At 69.6% G+C, this 17,982-nt stretch carries 14 protein-coding genes; 3 read left to right on the top strand and 11 right to left on the bottom strand.

Annotated features, from left to right (window positions below; genetic code table 11):
• Positions 1-37 precede the first annotated feature (37 nt).
• Positions 38-1,522 carry a tannase/feruloyl esterase family alpha/beta hydrolase gene (locus tag ACZ6ZD_RS13415; protein WP_465671560.1) on the bottom strand — a complete coding sequence of 495 codons (1,485 nt, stop codon included), beginning with the start codon at positions 1,520-1,522 and terminating at the stop codon, positions 38-40.
• Positions 1,523-1,573: 51 nt separating this feature from the next.
• Between ACZ6ZD_RS13415 and ACZ6ZD_RS13410 the strand changes: the two genes are divergently transcribed.
• Complete coding sequence (locus tag ACZ6ZD_RS13410) at positions 1,574-2,428, top strand: helix-turn-helix transcriptional regulator (protein ID WP_465671558.1); 855 nt, start codon at positions 1,574-1,576, stop codon at positions 2,426-2,428.
• Here the strand turns inward: ACZ6ZD_RS13410 and ACZ6ZD_RS13405 are convergent.
• The gene (locus ACZ6ZD_RS13405) at positions 2,394-4,127 is read right to left on the bottom strand and encodes a hypothetical protein (RefSeq protein ID WP_465671556.1); all 1,734 of its coding nucleotides are present in this window, start codon (positions 4,125-4,127) and stop codon (positions 2,394-2,396) included. The genes ACZ6ZD_RS13410 and ACZ6ZD_RS13405 overlap by 35 nt on opposite strands.
• Before the next feature lie 133 nt (positions 4,128-4,260).
• On the opposite strand from ACZ6ZD_RS13405, the gene ACZ6ZD_RS13400 reads away from it, so the two are divergent.
• Positions 4,261-5,547 (top strand): ABC transporter ATP-binding protein, encoded by a 1,287-nt coding sequence (locus ACZ6ZD_RS13400; protein WP_465671554.1) that lies wholly within the window; start codon positions 4,261-4,263, stop codon positions 5,545-5,547.
• Here the strand turns inward: ACZ6ZD_RS13400 and ACZ6ZD_RS13395 are convergent.
• The 9 genes from ACZ6ZD_RS13395 to ACZ6ZD_RS13355 form a co-directional block, all read right to left on the bottom strand.
• Positions 5,541-6,542, bottom strand: coding sequence for a hypothetical protein (locus ACZ6ZD_RS13395; protein ID WP_465671552.1), 1,002 nt, complete (start codon positions 6,540-6,542; stop codon positions 5,541-5,543). The genes ACZ6ZD_RS13400 and ACZ6ZD_RS13395 overlap by 7 nt on opposite strands.
• Positions 6,543-6,567: 25 nt before the next feature.
• A complete protein-coding gene (locus ACZ6ZD_RS13390; RefSeq protein WP_465671550.1) occupies positions 6,568-7,191 on the bottom strand; it encodes a class I SAM-dependent methyltransferase in 624 nt (207 codons plus the stop codon).
• 10 nt (positions 7,192-7,201) lie between these two features.
• Positions 7,202-8,497: a ferredoxin reductase domain-containing protein gene (locus tag ACZ6ZD_RS13385; protein ID WP_465671548.1), complete on the bottom strand. Its 1,296-nt coding sequence runs from the start codon at positions 8,495-8,497 to the stop codon at positions 7,202-7,204.
• A 109-nt stretch (positions 8,498-8,606) separates the two neighbouring features.
• Positions 8,607-9,905 (bottom strand): MFS transporter, encoded by a 1,299-nt coding sequence (locus tag ACZ6ZD_RS13380; RefSeq protein WP_465671546.1) that lies wholly within the window; start codon positions 9,903-9,905, stop codon positions 8,607-8,609.
• A gap of 171 nt (positions 9,906-10,076) precedes the next feature.
• Complete coding sequence (locus tag ACZ6ZD_RS13375; RefSeq protein WP_465671544.1) at positions 10,077-10,457, bottom strand: hypothetical protein; 381 nt, start codon at positions 10,455-10,457, stop codon at positions 10,077-10,079.
• Positions 10,458-10,502: 45 nt separating this feature from the next.
• The gene (locus ACZ6ZD_RS13370) at positions 10,503-10,931 is read right to left on the bottom strand and encodes a VOC family protein (RefSeq protein ID WP_465671542.1); all 429 of its coding nucleotides are present in this window, start codon (positions 10,929-10,931) and stop codon (positions 10,503-10,505) included.
• Positions 10,932-10,996: 65 nt separating this feature from the next.
• Positions 10,997-13,705, bottom strand: a complete 2,709-nt coding sequence (locus ACZ6ZD_RS13365) for an ATP-binding protein (protein WP_465671540.1) — start codon at positions 13,703-13,705, stop codon at positions 10,997-10,999.
• Positions 13,706-13,763: 58 nt separating this feature from the next.
• The gene (locus tag ACZ6ZD_RS13360) at positions 13,764-14,969 is read right to left on the bottom strand and encodes an epoxide hydrolase family protein (RefSeq protein WP_465671538.1); all 1,206 of its coding nucleotides are present in this window, start codon (positions 14,967-14,969) and stop codon (positions 13,764-13,766) included.
• Between the two features lie 94 nt (positions 14,970-15,063).
• A complete protein-coding gene (locus ACZ6ZD_RS13355) occupies positions 15,064-15,618 on the bottom strand; it encodes a GNAT family N-acetyltransferase (RefSeq protein ID WP_465671536.1) in 555 nt (184 codons plus the stop codon).
• A gap of 124 nt (positions 15,619-15,742) precedes the next feature.
• Between ACZ6ZD_RS13355 and ACZ6ZD_RS13350 the strand changes: the two genes are divergently transcribed.
• On the top strand, positions 15,743-17,953 hold the full coding sequence (locus ACZ6ZD_RS13350; RefSeq protein ID WP_465671534.1) for a carbohydrate-binding protein: 2,211 nt from the start codon (positions 15,743-15,745) through the stop codon (positions 17,951-17,953).
• Positions 17,954-17,982: the final 29 nt, after the last annotated feature.

The raw sequence follows: 17,982 nt of genomic DNA, 5'->3' as shown, positions 1-17,982 counted from the left end.
CCGTACGACGGCCCACCGGCAAACTCAGCGGCAAAACTCAGCGGCAGTGTTTCGGATATGCGCAGAGATTGCGGGATTCACTGCCGTCCGGGTTGGCGGCGGGGAGGGTTGCTGGGGGTTTGTTGTGTTCTACCCAGGTGACCAGGGCGGCGAAGGGGTCGGTGGGGGCTGTGCCGCCGCCGCAGTGGCCGGCGTTGGGGGCGAGGAAGAGGCGGTAGAAGGTGTTGGTGCGGGTGGGGCCGCCGAGTTCGCGTTCTACGCGTTGGCGGTAGTTGATGGTGCCTTGGGCGGGGATGAGGCTGTCGGCTAGGCCGTGCCAGGAGAGGAGTTTGCCGCCGGAGCGCTGGAAGGCGGACAGGTCCGGGTCGTCGCTGCCGATGATGCGGTTGTACTGGGCTTGGGACTGGCGGAAGAGCTTGGCGAACTGGGTGTAGGTCAGAGTGCTGGTGTCGAACTTCGGGTCCAGCTTGAGGAAGTTGCGCACCCAGCTGTCGGGGACGGCGAACGGGACGGCGGATTGGCCGCTGGTGACCGCCAGGCCGTCGAACGACGTACCGCGGGTGAGGCCGTACCAGAGGCCGCGGGGGCCGTCCCAGATCTTGCGGACGACCTTGGCGTCGGCGGCGGTGATCGTGACCGGCTTGCCTTCGCAGAGGATCGTCTTGCCGATCAGGCGTTCGGGCGCCCAGCGACAGTTCTGCGGTTGGTCGTTGTCACAGGCCTGGCGGGCAGCGTCGGCGAACGCGTCGAACTCGCACTTGGTCGGATAGTTGCGCTCGGCATTCATCACGACGGCGGGCCAGATCGCGGCGACCGTCCAGCGCTCCCAGTTGATCGCGGGCGACGCGGCCAGGATGCCGTCGAAGTCGTCGGGGTGCTGCTGGGCTTCGACGTACCCCTGACGACCGCCGGTGGAGCAGCCGTTCCAGTACGCGTACGACGCCGCGCGGCCGTAGTACTGCTTGGTGACGGCCTTACCGACGACGGCGAGATCGTGCGCGGAGCGGGAGGCGAAGTTGGTCAGCAGCGTGCGGTCGACCTTGCCCGCTTTCAGGGCCCAGTCGTCCGCGGTGAACGGCGACGGCCCGACGCCGGCGTCCGTCGAGGCAACGGCGTACCCGGCCTTGACGGCCTTGGCCCACGGCGCGCCGAACTCGCCGGCCCAGTAGCCGCTGCCGCCGAGGGCTTGGAAGCGACCGTTCCAGCCGGTCTTCGGCAGCCAGACCACGGTCTTGACGTGATCGTCGGCGTGGCTGAGCTGGATGGTCACCTCGCAGTACGCCGGAACGCCGTCGACCGGTTCGTTCGGGAACGGCGGGTTCGGCGGGAAGGTGACCGTGCCGCCGGGCCGGTCGACCGCGGTCACGGAGTCCACGCGGGCGCCGGACGGCGGTGCGACCGTCAGGTTCGAGCAGGCGGTACCGGCAGTCGTGCCGGTGCTCGTTGCCGCCGTGCCGGCCGGCGCCGGCAGCAGGACGGCGAGCGGGAGAACCGCCGCGACCATCGTCAGGATTCGTTTCATGGTGACCACCGAATCAAGGCCGCCGATCGGCTACCAGGGATACTTTGTCCTGTGATCCAGGGCACAGCACCGAATCGGGCGATGCTCGCCGACTTCCTGCGCAGCCGCCGAGCCCTCCTGCAGCCGGAGGACGTCGGCCTGCCGCGCGCGCCGCGCCGCCGGTCGAACGGCCTGCGCCGCGAAGAGGTCGCGGAGCTGGCCGGGATCTCGGCCGACTACTACAGCCGGATCGAGCAGCAGCGCGGACCACGCCCGTCCGAGCAGTTGCTGAACGCGCTCGCCGACAGCCTCCGGCTGACCGATGACGAACGCGATCATCTGTTCCGGCTGGCCGGTTTCCCCAATCCGCCAAGGCATTTGCACGATCGGCCGGCCGAGCATCTCCTGCGGGTGATTCGTCAGCTGGAGCACACCCCGGCGCAGATCTGCAGCCACCTCGGCGAAACCCTGCACCAGAACGCGTTGTCGATCGCGGTCTTCGGCGATCACGCCCGGTTCCGCGGCGTCCGGCGGTTCTGGGCGTATCGCTGGTTCCTGGAGCCCGCGGAGCGGTTGCTCTACGCGCCCCAGGACCACGCCCGGATCTCCCGGGCGATCGTGGCCGAGGTCCTGGCCACCCACAGCGCCGGCCCGACGCACCCCGAGGCTTGCGCCCTGGTCGAGCAGTTACTTGCCAAGAGCCCGGAGTACGCCGAGATCTGGGCCGAGCACCCGGTCTTCGAACAGGACTGGCCACGCCTGCATCTCAACCACCCGACCGTCGGCGCCCTGGAGCTGAACAGCGACTACGTGGTCGACAGTGATCGCTCGCAATTCCTCGCGGTCTTCACCGCCGACCCCGACAGCGTGGACGCCGACAAACTGCGAGCGCTCAGGGCCGCAGCGCCGGGCTCGTCAACGCAGTGATCGAGGTGCCGTTGTCGAGCCGGGCCCGGACGGACGAGATCGTCGTCCCGGCCCGGAGCGGGAAGGCCGCGGGCGGGGTGAGCGCGCTCGTGCCGCGACTGGTCTCGAAACGTAGCTGGGAGACATGTCGGCTGCCGGCGGCGATGACGTAGTTTCGCCAGATGGTCGCCGCAGCGATGTTTTGCGCAAAGCGGCTGCAATTGCTGGTGTTCGCCGCGGTCGCGACCGGCTGGGCCGGGCCGGTGGGCGGCTCGAGCCGGATCGACGCGTCGCCGCGGCCCGACCAGCCGTCGACGCGTAGACAGGTCCACCGCGCCGTCCCGCCGGTGGGCAGCTCTTGCTCGGCGAAGTGCCAGCTGTTGACGAGGCGGACGCCGCGGTTGTGCCAGGCATCCAGACCGCAGGCATGCAGCGCCCAGGACGCTCGGGCGTCGCGGCTGAGCACCTCGCGCGGGGAGCGGGCGGCGCCTCGGCTCGGCAATGGCATGTAGGTCAGATGCGCCGGCATCAGGTCGCCCAGATCGGCGAGCACGAAGGCATGCTTCTCCGCGACGGCCGGCGAGCTGCGCAGCTCGAGTACGTTCCGGCTGCGGCAACCACGGCCGCCGTCCCGAACGGCACTGGTCACGCCGTCCTTCACGACGAGCGGTCGCGACGCGCCGCGGGTGGTGAGATCGCGGACGGCGACGCCGGCGATCCACGGGGCGAGCAGGTAGCGCGGGCCCGCCGGCGTCCGCTCCAGGACGACGGCGGCCGACGTCATCAGATCGGCGGAGTCGACGCGATCGACGCGCAGCTCCTCCGCCGCGGCGGTCTGGCGATAGCGGGCGACCCGGGCGCCGTCGTACATCAGCACGACGAGGGCGCTACCCACGCGACCGGCGTACAGGAGGTTGGGGCGCTCGGCGGGCGCGGACGGCGTCGTCCCGTCGGCGGAGGTGACGCCCTTTCCGGCCTGCCAGAAGCGCCAGACGCGCTCCTGGAGCTCGTTGTCCCGGGCAAGCTCTCCGCGGGTCGACCAGGCGCTGAAGTCGAGCTTCGACGTCCGCCGCCAGAGGTCGGCCTGGGTGGTGCTGAACTTCTGCGCTACCGGCTCCGCGGCGGTGGCCGGGCGGTCGGCGTCCCGCGACAGGCCCCAGATGCTCAGACCGCCGGCGATCAACACCAATGGCAGGGCGAGGATCCACGGCCGGCGCCGCTTCGGCGGCTGCCACTCGGGGACCAGCTTGACCGCGCACGGGTCGAAGACCTGGTCGATCGGCGTCGAGACCTGCCGCGCGGCCGTGAGGACGGCGGTCGCCGCGCTCACCCCGGCGGTGTGCAGGATCGCCAGCGCCGTGCCGTCGTCCACCCCGGCGCGCTGCTGGAGCGCCCAGGCCGCGCGCACCTCGGGGGCGAGGACGCGCAGGCTCTCCTCGATCTGCAGCGGCTCGAGCGCCTCGCTCATCGGGAAGAACTGCAGACCGCGGATCCGCACCCAGCGGCGCTTCTCGTCGGCCCGCAACGCCTCCCGGATCGCGACGCCGAACAACTCCGCGGCCGAGTCGTTGTGGACCAATTGGGGCAATCGCTGCACGACGCTGTGCGCGATCAGCACCCGTCGATGCCGGCCCAGGCGGGACGAAGTGGCCTGAAAGGCCACGAACACCAACGAGTCGTACAGTTCTCCGACCAGATTCTCCGCGTGCTCACGACGCATGTCATGTCTTCCTGTCAGGCCCCGTACGGACCCAATCACAACGAGTAGTTCTCGTTACTGTTACGCCGTCAACCTCTGGACAAGCTCCGCGCCGGGCTGTGTACTCGCCTCGACCCGCCCCACGGAGGTGTGCATGACCGGGATCCGACTGGACTCGGTGACGAAGGTGTACGACGGCCGCTACCTCGCGGTCGACGACGTCTCGCTGGAGGTCCCGGCCGGCGAGTTCCTCGTCCTGCTCGGCCCGTCGGGGTGCGGGAAGACCACGCTGTTGCGGATGATCGCCGGCCTCGAGGACATCACCGCGGGCGACATCTGGTTCGGCCGGTCCAACATCACCATGCTGCCGCCGAAGGAGCGCGGCGTCGCGCTGGTCTTCCAGAACGGCGCCCTGTACCCGAACCGGACCACCCGCGAGAACATCCTGTTCCCGTTGCAGATGGCCAAGGAGGAGCCGGCCGAGGCGAACGCCAAGGCGGTCGGCGTCGCGCGGATCCTGCAGATCGACTCGACCCTGGACCGGTTGCCGCGGACGCTGTCCGGCGGTCAGCGGCAGCGGGTCGCGATCGGCCGGGCGATCGTCCGGCAGCCGCGGGTGTTCCTGATGGACGAGCCGCTGTCCAACCTGGACGCCACGATGCGGACCGAGCTGCGCCAGGAGCTCGGCGCGATGGTCCGCGACCTCGACGTCACCACCGTCTACGTGACCCACGACCAGATCGAGGCGCTGACGCTGGCCGACCGGGTCGCGGTGATGCGCGACGGCCGGATCGAGGACATCGGGACGCCGGAAGAGGTCTTCAACGATCCGGCGACCGCGTTCGTGGCCGGTTTCCTGGGCAGCCCGCGGATCAACCTGATGTCGGCGACCGTCAAGGTGACCGCGCATCACCGGGTCACGCTCGACCTCGGCGCCCAGTCGATCGCGCTCCCGCCGACGGACCGCCGGTCGCTGATCCTGAACCGGCACGACGGCGCCCGCGTCATCGTCGGCGCCCGTTCGGACGCCTTCACGCTGACCAAGGACGCCGACACCCAGCTGGCCGGATCCCTGCGCACGCTGGAGTTCCACGGCAACCAGTGGATCGCGTTCGTCGAGTGCGGCCTCGAACTGGTCAACCCCGACCTCGTCGGCGTCCGGCCGCCGACCGCCGTCCGCCGGATGCAGAACGGTCACACCCGGCACGCGGCGGAGCACGAATCACTTCTCGACAAACTCCGCCACGCGCTCCGCCGGACGCCGGTCGAGCCTCCGCCCGAGGACCCGGCCCCGGCTCACCGCCGAGCCGACCTCATCCTGGAGGTCCCCGGTAACGAGGGCCTCCGGCCCGGCGACCCCATCCGCCTGGCCGTGGACACCGCCAAACTGCACATCTTCGGCGAGGACGGCCACCGCATCGACCGCCTCACCCGTCAGTAGGTCCGGTAGTAGATCAGCTGTCCGGCTTCGCCGGGGGCGGCGCCTTCGCTGGGGATGAACAGTGTGATGACGAAGGCCGGCCGGCCGTTCGGGGCCTTGAGAGCGGTGATGGTCGGGTTGGCGAAGGCCGTGCTGCCGGCGTCCGTACGGATCGTGGTGCGGTCGGCGTTCCCGGTTTGGTAGTCGTGGACGAACGTGCGCCAGGAGCCGAAGTCGCCCTTGGTGTACTGGCCTTCGATCAGGCCGAAGCTGTAACCGCGGAAAGTGGTCTGGTCGCGGTCGCCGATATTGCCGCCGACACCCCAGTGCAGCAAGGCGTTGTCGAAGGTCGGCTGGGCCGTCGTCGTCCAGGTCTTGAAGTTGGTCAGCGTCCCGCGTTGCTGGCGGTCGCGGTCGCAGTTCCACCAATAGTGGCCGCCGATGTCGATCGTCGAGTGGTCGATATTCGGGGCGAGCGTGATCCGGTAGATGTTCGGCGTCCCCTCCGCGCAGGACGACAACCGGCGCGGCGCGTCGAACGCGCGCTGCACCTTACCCGCCAGCAGATCCGCCCGATTGGCGAAGAACCGGAACGCGAGATGGTTGTCACCGCCGCCGGGCCGCTCCTGCTCCCACGCGAGCAGGAATCCGCCGTTCGAAGCCTGCGCGATCGTCGGCTGCGAAGCCGGGCCGGTGTTGCTCCCCGCCAACTCCCGAACCCAATGCCAGTTGAGCAGATCGGACGACGTCGCCAGGTTCACCCGGAACTTCCCGTCCGCCGCCAAATGGTGCGAAACCGCCAGATACCCCCCAGCCGGATCCGCCACGATCTTCACCGTGTCCATCACATGCCCGGCATCGTCCCGAACGTCGTACCGCTTCCCAGTAGCCCCCGCGACGTCCTCCACGATCCCGCGCAACTCCCCCCGCGCAGCATCCGAATCAGCCGCAACCGCAACCACCGGCCCAACCACCCCCACCAAAAACGCAACCACAACAGCAAGAGCTCGATGCATGGGCGGCACCTCTCGCGTCAGTAAGTCACCCCAATCTAGTCGCCCACACGAGCCCGTGCCCACCCGAACCCTCCGGCACGAACTCCTCCCGCCGCACCACCAACCCGGCCGCCTCGACCCACCCACGCGTCGTCGCCAGATCCGCATGACTCCACCACATCGCGGCCCCACCCTCGAGCCAGTTCTCCTCCGAGCCGGTCCAGTCGTCCGTCCCAAGCGTCGCCACGAACAACCCACCAGCCCGCAGCCACTCCCCGACCCGACGCAGCAACCCCGCCTGCTCATCCACCGGCACGTGGATCAGCGCGTAGAAACACAACACCGCGTCGAACGAACCCGCCGGCAGCTCCAGCTTCGTGATGTCACCTTGGACGAACGTCGCACCCGGCACGCGCTCCCGCGCCCGGGCGACCTGGACGTCGCTCAAGTCGACGCCAGTAACCTGGTGCCCGGCGGCGGCGAGGGTTCTTGCGACGGGGACGCCGGAGCCGCAGCCGAGGTCGAGGACCCGGCTGCGGGGCGGGAGCTGGGCGACCAGATCGGCGAGCCAGTCGGCGTACTTCGTCTCGCTGCCGAAGGCTTCGTCGTAGCGAGCGGCGAGTACGTCGTAGCCGCGGCGGACGAGGTCTTTCGCCGTCTCGTTGTCCATGCGGTGCAGGCTAGCTGTCCCAGATGGGGCCTAGGGCGGGGATGCCGCGTTGTTCCAGGCCGTGGACTACGGACCAGGTGACTTTTTTGTTTGAGACGCAGATGACGGCTTCGGCGTTGGTGGTGCGGTAGGCGGCGTAGGCGAGTTTGACCATGTCGGGTTTGCCGTGGGCGTCGGTGTCCCAGATGTGGGCTTCGGGTTGGGCGGCGCGGATCTCGTCGACCAGGGGCTGGCCGTAGGTTTTGACGGGGTCGCGGGTGACCCAGACGAGGGTGGCGGGGGTGCGGTTGGCGAGGATGTGGGCGAGGACGGGGCCGATGCCGCTGCCGGTGACGATGTAGACGACGCGGGTGAAGATGGTGCCGTAGTTGGCCATGCCGGCGGTGGCGATACCGCGGACCCAGAGGTGGGACGGCGGGTTGTCGATGAAGTCGCCGGTCCAGTCGCCGGCGCGGGAGACGGCCATCCGGAAGCCGTGTTGGCCGGGCGTGGGGATGACGGCGAAGCTGTGCCACTGCTTGAGCGGGTGGCGGGCGACCGAGCGGGTCGAGCCGGCGAGCGGCGTCCCGCGGCCGGTGGTGCGGACCAGGGCGACGTGCGAGGACGGACGGACGACGTCGATCGGGACGCGGCGCAACAGCAGCCACGGGAGTGCCGAGCTCAGTGTCGTGAGCACGAGCACCCAGACGGTCGGCGTACCGGCCAGGGCGGCGAGCAGGCTCGCGCTCCCCCGGCGTTCTTCGGCGAGCAGGACGGCGCCCGTCCAGAACAGCGCCGACAAACCCCAGCCACCGAAGCGATGGACCCGCTCGAACAGGTCGTGCCGCTTGGCTCGCATCGAGGGCCGCGCGGTGACGACGATCCCGATCAGCAACGCGGCCTGCAAGCAGTAGACCGCCATCAGATCCGAGCCGACGTCCCCGACGGCCACGACGACGAGCGCGAGGAACCAGAGCGTCCCGGCGACCGAGCCCCCGACGTGCAAGCCGCCGAGGTGATACCCCTTCGCGAGCGCCCACCGGACCCGCAGCGGCCAGGATTTCGGCGCTCTCATCACCAGCCGGGAAAGAAAGTTCACCAAATACTGCTGGCGAACCAGAATACCTACCGCGAAATTCACCTGGGCGATCAGCGCGAGCTGTTCGACGTTCCCCAGGAAACCATCGAGAATCCCCCAGCCGAGGACCGCGAGATTCACCGCGAGCACCCCGAACGTCAAGCGATGGCTGGGCATCAGCCGAGGATGTTTCCAGACCCGCTTGACCAGCGGATCCGGAGCGGGCAGCACCACTTCCAGCGTATTCATTGAAAAGTCCCCCAGAAACTTTCGAAATGTCTCTGGGAGACGCCCGGGAGTACGCTCCCAGTTGCTGTGAGCTCCCGTGCCGAAGCTCACAACAACCAAAGCGCGGAATTCAGCGTCCGCGAGCGAGGACGCCGGCTGCCAACAGGCAGACCAGCGCCGGAGCGATCAATCCGGCCGCGGAGCCGGCGACGGTGATCGTCCCGATCGCGGCGGCCAGGGTCAGCGTCTCGACCGTCATCCGGGTCGTGCTGAACAACGCGGCCCCGGCACCGCCACGTTCGTACGGGACGTGTTTCAGGGCCTGCCCGTCCGGCACACCTTCGGTGAGCCCCAGACACACACCGAGCACGGCGGCGCCAACGAAGAGCACCACCACGGAATCGCTGACCTGCAAGACGATCGCGGTGACGACGCACCCCAACAGCGTGCTGAGCACGAGCTGCACGGCCCACCGACGGGCGATGCGCACGGCAACCAACGGCAACACCGTCGACGGGATCGTCAGCAGGCTCAGCAGCAGCCCGGCGCCACCGGCACCCAGCCGATGCTCGGCGCCCAACTGCGGAAGCACGGCCAGACCAACCACAAGCATGCCCATGAAGGCGCCGGTCGCCAACGCATAAGCCCGGTACGACGGAATCCGCAGCAGATCAACGGGAATCGCCGGTTCGACCGCCCGGCGCTCGATGCGGAGCAGGACGACGGACCCGACCACGGCGCCGACGAGCAGGGCAAGCGTGCCCCAAAGGGGTAAGGCGAACCCGAAGGCGGTCACGGTTGCGGCGATGACTGCCCCGAAGAGGACGGCGCCCTTGAGGTCAAAAGCGCCAGATTGGCGGGTCCGCAAGCTGGGCAGGCCAATCGTGCTCAGTACGGCAAGCGCCGCGATGCCGGCCGGTACGACGAAGACGAGCTCCCAGCCACCGACGGACATCAGGGCCTGGGCCGCGATCGGGCCCAGCGCCAGGCTGCTGCCGAGTACGGCGCCGGTGTAGCCGTAGACGCGACGCCGCTCTTCGGGCGGGTAGACGGCGAGCACCATCGACGAGCCGCCAGCGGCGCACATCGCGGCGCCGATCCCGGCCGCGGTCCGCAGCGCGACAAGCGTGCCGAGGTCCGGCGCGAAAGCGGACAGGACGCCGGTCGCCGCGACGACGATGTTGCCGACGGCAAAGAACGCCGTCCGCGACATCCGGTCCGCGACCAGACCGGCCAGCAGCAGGGCAGCGGCGAACAAACCGTTGTAACCAAGGACGATCCACGGGCCGAGGACGTCGGCGCCGGGAAGCTGGGCGGTGACTTCGGGGACGACGGCGGTCGAGCCGGTGATCGCCAGCGGGAAGACCGCGGTGGAGACGAGGGCGGCGAACAGGACGCGCCGCCGATGACGAACAGACAGGACAAACACGAGATGCGCTCCGGAGATGAGAAATCCGAGCGCCGCGAAGGCGCTCCTGACCGGGCGTCAGGAGCGACGGCGTTGTCGCGGGATCAGCGCCGTCGCTCGTGACGACGGCGCACGGTGTCTGTTTTCGGCACGAGCCGAGGGTAACCAGGAGGCCCGGACGGCGCCACCGAGTTACCAGAGCGAGCCGGTGGCGTCCCAGTGGCCTTCGGAGGGCTCGTCGGACAGCGGCAGCAGCCAGCCGATCGGCACCGACAGGGTCTGGATCCGCGGCAGCGTGATCGGGGTGCCGTCCGGTTTGCGCAGGTTGCCGATGATCTCGTAGACGCCGTCCGGCAGGCCGAGCTCGCGGCACTGCTCGGCCGTCAGCGTGACCGCGGTGGTCGGGCTGAGCACCGAGCGGATGCCCTCCACCGCGGCCTCCTCGATCGCGGTCACGGTCAGCGGGAAACGGGCGCCGCGAAGCGCGCCGAAGGTCAGGCGCTGATCGTCCGCCAGCGTCTGCGGGACCTCGACGAGATACGTCGTACCGAGTTCTACCTCACTACCGCGCACGCACCCAGGTTCCGGGGAAACAGGCCGGTTTGTCCAGGAAGCGTCTCACTCCCGGCCCGGCAGCCGGGTGGTGATCTCCTGCAGGATCCAGGTGTTCCCGTCCGGATCGGCGAAGGTCGCGCGGGAGGCGTACGTCCGCCGCTCCGGGTCGAGACCCGGCATGAAACCGTCCGGACCGCGGTGGAAGTAGTCCGACACCTCGACCCCGGCCGCGACCAGCGCCGCCCGCGCAGCGACCAGATCGGCCACCACCAGGTACGCCGACGACGAGCCGGGCTGAGCCGGATTCAGCCCCGCGCCGAACTGGACGGACGCCGAGGAGCCGGGCGGTGTCAGCTGGACGACGCCCGGCGGCGTGACGTCCAGCCGCCAGCCGAGGCTCTGGTAGAAGGCGCTCGACCGCTCCACGTCCGAGACCGGGATGATCAGCACCTCGATCCGCTGGTCGAAGGTGCCGAGCTGGGAGCCGTCCATGGTCCGCCTTTCGCTGATGGACCTTTAGCGTCGGGCTCGAGCACGGGTCTTCGCACCAGGGGAAATCACTGGCGTCGGACGAGCGCCGTCCGCAGCTGTCGGCGGGACGTGATGCCGAGTTTCGCGAAGGTCTTCCGCAGATGCCACTCAACCGTGCGCGGGCTGATGAACAGCTGCTCGGCGATCTCCGGGTTGGTCAGGCCATCGCGGGCCAGGCCGGCGATCTGCGCCTCCTGGGCGGTGAGGTCGGTCCGGGTGTCCGGCGTCCGCTTGCGGACGGTCTCGCCGGTGGCGAGCAGCTCGTGGCGAGCCCGGTCAGCGAACGCCTGCAGGCCCATCGCGGTCAGCTGGTCGTGCGCGGGCCGGAGCTGCTCGCGCGCGTCCACGCGACGCCCCTCCCGGCGCAGCCATTCGCCGTACAGGAGCCGGCTGCGCGCGGTCTCGACCCGCACCGGCGTCCGGCTCAGGTGGTCGATCGAGCGCAGGTACGCCGCCTCGTCGCCGTCCCGCAACGCCTGGACGCGCGCAGCCAGGCCGAGCGCCCAGTCGGTCGGGGTGACCGCGATCCGGTCGGTCAGCCAGGCATGTGCGACCTCGACCAGCTTGACGTCGCCGGTCCGCGAGGCGGCTTCGGCGAGTTCTCCGGCGACCAGGACGCCGTACCCGACGACGTCCTGCTCGAAGACGCGCTGGGCGGCGTCCCGGGCCATCTCGTAGTGCCCCAGGCTGTTGTGCAGGACGGCGGTCGCATGGCTCGCGAACGACGCCAACCGGCCTTGGCCCTGTTCGTTCGCCGTACGCCACAGCTCAGCGATCAGCTCCTGCGCGGTCGCCTCGTGACCCCGGTACGTCGCCAGGATCATCCGACCGGCGCCGGGCCGATGGGTCCCGGTCAGCTCGGCGATCCGGCGGTCCTCGTCGACCAGTCTGGCCGCGGTCTCCAGATCACCAGCCAGGCAGAGCAAACCGGCCCGGAAATCCAGCGCGACCTGTAGCTGTACGAGCGCGCCCGTACGCCGGGCGATCGCGTCCTGCCGGGCGGCAACAGCCAGCCCGGTCTCGAGATCGGCCAGCTCGACCGCGACGATGCCACCGGCCCGGTTCCCCGCCAGCCAGAGCCAGCTCCCGGCGTCCGCCGTACTGAGCTCGGCCGTACTCGCACCGGCCAGGGCAGCCGCGAGCTGCGGCGCGGCGGCCGCATACCCGCGCGTGACGCGGACGGCGAGCGCGTGCAACAGCTGGTCGGCCGGTGGGTCGGCCGAGGTCACCGGCGGCGCGGCAGCAACCGCGGCCGCGACCAGCTCGGCCGTATCCGGACCGCCGGACCAGATCGCCGCAGAAACCGCCTCCAGGTAGGCGTCCCGAGCCTCCGCCGGCCCGACCCGTCCCGCGGCGTCCAGCAAGATGGACGCCGCCTCGCGCGCATGGCCTTGGTCGAAAGCGATCTCGCCGCGCAACCGATCCGCCGCCGCGGCCTCGGTCGGTTCGAGCGGACCAGCCGCGGCGCCGCCGAGCAGGGCGAGCGCCGACTCCAGCATGCCGGAACGATGCTTACCGACGGCGGCTGCCAACGCGCGGCGTGCCCGGCTGGCCGGGTCCGGTGTCAGCTCCACAGCTCGCTCCAGCAACGCGGCCCCGGCGAAAAAGCCACCGCGATCGCGCGCCTGGTTCGCCGCCTGCTCCAACTCAGCGGCGACCTCCTCGTCCGGAAGTGAGGTCGACTGGGCCCGATGCCAGGCCCGGCGGTCGGCCTCAGGCGTCGCCTCGGCCAGCGCCCGGTGCACGGCCTGCCGCTCGGGCTGGGACGCCATCCGGTAGGCCAGCGACCGGACGAGCGGATGCCGAAACCGAACATGCTGCCCGAAGTCGATCAGCCCGGACTCGATCGCGGACGCCGCCGGCCCGTCGCCAAGCCCTAGCAGCTCAGCGGCCCGCCACAATACGGTCGCGTCCCCGACCGGCTCCGCAGCCGCCGCCAGCAGCAGCATCCGGGTGTCGGTCGGCAGGACGTCGAGGCGTCGGACGAAGCTGTCCTCGATCCGGCTCGTCAACGTGCCGGTGCTGAGGCCGTCGGCCAGCTCGGCCGCCGTCCAGGCCTGCGGCAGTTCGAGCACCGCCAGCGGATTGCCGTGCGTTTCCGCGACGATTCGGTCCCGAACCCGAGGATCGACCGGCCCGGGCAGGACGGAGTCGAGCAGCGCCCGGGCGTCGGCGTCCGCGAGCCCGCCGACCTCAAGCTCCGGCAGGCTGCCGAACTCGTGTTCGCTCCCCTCCCGGACGGCGACGACCATCACCACCGACTCGGCCTCCAGCCGTCGCGCCACGAACGCGAGGATCTTCGCCGACATCAGATCGATCCACTGCGCATCGTCGATCACGCACAGCACCGGCTCCTCCGCCGCAGCATCGGCCAGCAGGTTCAGCACCGCGAGCCCGATCAGGAACAGCGACGGCGGCGGCCCGACCAGCAACCCGAACGCCGTCCCCAACGCGGCGTACTGCGGCTCCGGCAGCCGCCCGATCCGCTCCAGAAACGGCTGACACACCTGGTGCAACCCCGAGTAGGCCAACTCCATCTCGGACTCGACCCCATCGGCCCGAGTCACCCGGCACCCCCGAACGTCCGCCGTCAGAACGCCCAGCAACGCCGACTTCCCGACCCCGACCTCGCCACGCAGCACCAACACCTCGCTACGCCCGCCCCGAGCAGCCTCGACCAACCGCTCCAGTACGGCGAGTTCTCGCGCCCGTCCCCGCAGCTCCCGATCCGCCACCGCACCAGCATTCCCGCCCAACCCCGCCGAGACAACTGTCCCGGCGGGGTGGCGCGGCTCAGCGGATCGAGCGGAAGCCGGTGCGGATCTCGTTCACCCAGGCGTCCGGCTGCTCCCAGGCGGCGAAATGGCCGCCCTTCGGGAGCCGGTTGTAGTGCACCAGGTTGGGGTAGGCCTGTTCGGCCCAGCTGCGCGGCGCCTCGAACAGCTCGTCGGGGAAGACACTGACCGCGACGGGGATCTCGACGCCCTTCGCGGTGAAGAACGGGAACTTGTTCTCCCAGTACAGGCGGGCCGCGGAGATGCCGGTGTTGGTCAGCCAGAAGTGGGTGATGTTGTCCAGGACGTCGTCCGGTGACAACCCTTCGGGGACGCCGTCGACACTGCGCGCGATCATCGCCAGCGAGGCCGCGTCGTGGTCGAGCATGAAGGCGGCCAGACCGGCCGGGGAGTCCGCGATCCCGGTCAGGGACTGCGGCCGATCGCCCATGAAATAGGCGTAGTAGACGTGTTTGTAGAAGAAGTTCAGCTGCTCGCAGGCGGTCCGCTCCTCGTCGGACAGCCCCTCGGGGACGGCGCCGCCGCCGGCCAGGTGCTGGTCGATCTCGGCCGGGATGACGCACGGCATGTTGCTGTGGATCGCGGCCAGCTCGGGCGGGGCGTCGACCGCCATCAGGTCGACCACGATCGCACCCCAGTCACCGCCCTGGGCGACGAAGCGGGTGTAGCCGAGCCGGCGCATCAGCTCGACGTACGCGGCCGCGATCCGGTCCGGCCCCCAGCCGGGCTCGGTCGGCTTCCCCGAGTAGCCGTACCCCGGCATCGACGGGACGACGACGTGGAACGCGTCGGCCGCATCGCCGCCGTACGACGTCGGGTCGGTCAGCGGCGCGACGATCTTGAGCTGCTCGACCATCGAGCCGGGCCAGCCGTGGCAGACGATCACCGGCAGCGCGTCGTCGTGCGGCGAGCGGGCGTGCAGGAAGTGGATGTCGAGCCCGTCGATCTCGGTCAGGTACTGCGGGAACGCGTTCAGCCGCTCCTCGCAGCGCCGCCAGTCGTAGTCGGTCGTCCAGTGGTCGACGAGCTTCCGGACGGTGGCCAGCGGCGTCCCCTGCGAGTGGTCGGCGACGGTCTCCCGGTCCGGCCAGCGGGTCGCCCGCAGTCGGGCGCGCAGATCGTCCAGATCCGCTTGCGGAACCTCGATCCGGAACGGCCGGATCCTGCTGTCGGTGGTGGCCGGGGCTTGTGTGCTGATCGCCATGAGAACCTCCTGCAGCGCGGGATGAGTGATGTCTCCACGCTGCGCGCGCCTGCCGTCGATCGCACCAGGGTTACTCCCTGGCCTCGCCCCCGGGTCAGATCCTGCGGGTGACGACCCAGCGGTGGGGGGCGATCGGGCGGGTTCTGGTGAAGCCGTGGTTCTCGAAGGCGGCCATCGGGCCGGTGTGGAGGAAGGAGCCGGAGAGTTTGCGGTCGTCGGTTTCTTCGGGGTAGCCCTCGACGACGCCGCCGCCGAGCGCGGCGATCTGCTCGAGGGCGCCGGCCAGGGCGGCGTCGGCGACGCCCTGGTTGCGGTGGCCCTTACCGGTGAAGAAGCAGGTGATCCGCCAGTCCGGCAGGGCGGTCAATCCCTTGTCGTACAGGCGTTTGCTCTTGATCTCGGGCAGCTCCTCGGGCGAGCCGAACTGGCACCAGCCGAGGCACTGGTCGCCGTCGAAGACCAGGGCATTGTGCGTCGTACCGTCGTGGGCGCGGCGCTCTTTCTCGGCGCGGTTCTCCGCGGCGGTGCGGCCTTTGAGTTTCAGGTGGAAGCCGACGCACCAGCAGCCGCCCCAGACGCCGTTGTTCGCCTCGGCGAGCGCGGCGAAGGCCGGCCAGGTCTCGGCGTCCAGAGCTCGTACGGTCAGCACATTCCGCAGTATGGCGCGTTCCGCCGACAAAAGAAGTTCCGGAACCGGCAGGGGGCTGTGCATGCGTATTCCCGCAGGTAGGGTCCGCGAGTAGTAAGCGCTTTCCGTGGAACTAGGAGGCTTCGTGAGGCGAACTGTTGGGGTGGCGGTCGTACTGACGGCGCTCGCCGGTGGACTGGTGAGTGTCGGACTGCCGGCCAGTGCAGGGCGGCCGGACCGTGGTGCGGCCGTGACCGGGACGTATTCGAGTGGCCCCGCTCAGGCGTGGCAACCGCTGCCGACGACGTACGTCGGGAACGACCAGGCGGGTGCCGCGGATGCCACTGTGGTGATCGATCCCAGCACACTTCGCCAGCAGTACAGCGGCGTCGGTTTCTCGCTGGACGAGACCAGCGTGTCGAACCTGTGGAAGCTGACGCCGGCCGAGCGCGACCGGGCGATCCGGCTGCTCGTCGACCCCAAGCACGGCGCCGGGTTCGACCGGTTCCGGCTGACGATCGGCAGCCCGGACCTGATCGAGCACCTGCCGTTCTGGTCGTACGACGAGCTGCCGCCGGGCGTCACCGAGGACTTCGGCCTGAAGTACTTCTCGATCAAACGCGATGTCGAGACGCATATCGTCGAGACGGCCAAGCTGATCCAGCGCTACAACCCGAAGGCGACCTTCTTCGCCTCGGCCTGGAGCGCACCGGCCTGGATGAAGACCAACAACCGGTTCACCGGCGAGGTCGCGCTCAAGCCCGGCAGCACCACGTCGTACTACCAGGTGGGCAAGCTGCGCGACGACTGTATCGACGTCTTCGCGCGGTACTACGTGAAGTACATCCAGGCGATGGCCAAGTTCGGCGTGAAGGTGGACGCGCTGACGCTGCTGAACGAGCCGGGGATCGACGTCGTCTACCCGGCGATGGACATCAGCATCGAGCAGCAGCAGAAACTCGCGGTCGCGATCAAGCGCGAGGTGCGGAAGGCCGGGCTGCGGACCGAGCTGTACGTGCACGACTTCAACTTCTGGGACTGGCGCGACCCGAACAGCACCGAGACCAAGAACTACCACCGGATCTTCAACGACCCGGCAACCAGGAAGGCCTCGGACGCGATCGCGTTCCACCCGTACTGGGGTGACCCGACGGTGATGCGGGACGCCTACGAGCAGACCGGCAAGCCGGTGCACATGACCGAGACGAGCAATCTGTCGCCGGCCACGATCCTCGACTACTTCCGGCTGGACGCGTCGTCGTACATCATGTGGGCGCAAGCCACCGACCAGGACGGCGGCACGCTGCACTGGACGCCGGCCCGGGACAACAACCTCGACTGGGCCGAGGTCGGCCGGACCACCAAGTGGCCGAACCGGCTGGTCAAGGTGAACACGACGTCCAAGACCTTCACGGTCCGCGACGAGCTCTACGCGATGGGCCAGTTCGCCAAGTACCTCGGGCCGGAGCACACCCGGGTCGAGTCCAGCGGGACGGCGCACGGCATCAGCAACGTGACCTTCAAGGACCGCCGGGACAACTTCGTCGCGATCGTCGGCAACTCGAACCCGGTCGCGAAGAAGGTGCGCGTCGTCCTGGCCGGAAAGTCCTTCACCACCACGGTTCCGGCGAACTCGTTCGCGACGTACCGCTGGCACGGCGACGTCCCCTCGGCGCACCACAACCGCGCGCCGGTCCTGCGCGACGTCGCCGACGTGACCGCCGACCAGTACGCCACCACGCAGGTCCAACTGTCCGCGACCGACCGCGATCGGGACCGGCTCGCCTTCTACGCCAAGGACCTGCCGAGCGGCGTCACCCTGGACGCCCGCACCGGCCTGCTCACCCTCCGCCCGACCACCGCCGGCAAGCAGACCGTCAAGGTTCGCGTGACGGACGGCGCGGCGTACGACGAGTCGACCGTCAACATCACCGTCACCCCGCACGGGACGCCGGTCGGCGAGCGGGTCGAAGCGGAGTCCTACGTGGCCCAGCAGGGCTGGACCGAGGGCGGCGCGAACTTCGTCGAGAGCAACGGCTCGGCCAGCGGCGGCAAGAACATCGGCTGGACCGACACTGGTAAATGGCTGCAGTACCGCGTCGACCTGGCCAAGGCCGCGACGTACAACCTCGAACTGCGCGTGGCCAACGGCACCGGCGCCGTCGCCCCGGATGCGATCTCCATCCGGGATGCCGAAGGCAACGTCTTGACCAAGGTCTCGGTCCCCGACACGACCGGCTGGGCGACCTACCAGTCCGTCAACACGACGGTCACTCTTCCGGCCGGCGACCAACTCATCACCGTCTACTGCGAGAGCGGCGGCTTCAACCTCGACTACCTGAGACTCACCGAGTAACCGGCGGGCCGGCTGACCGCGGTGTGTAC

The sequence above is a fragment of the Kribbella sp. NPDC104218 genome, assembly GCF_055584105.1.
This window is presented reverse-complemented; position numbering and strand designations above follow the sequence as displayed.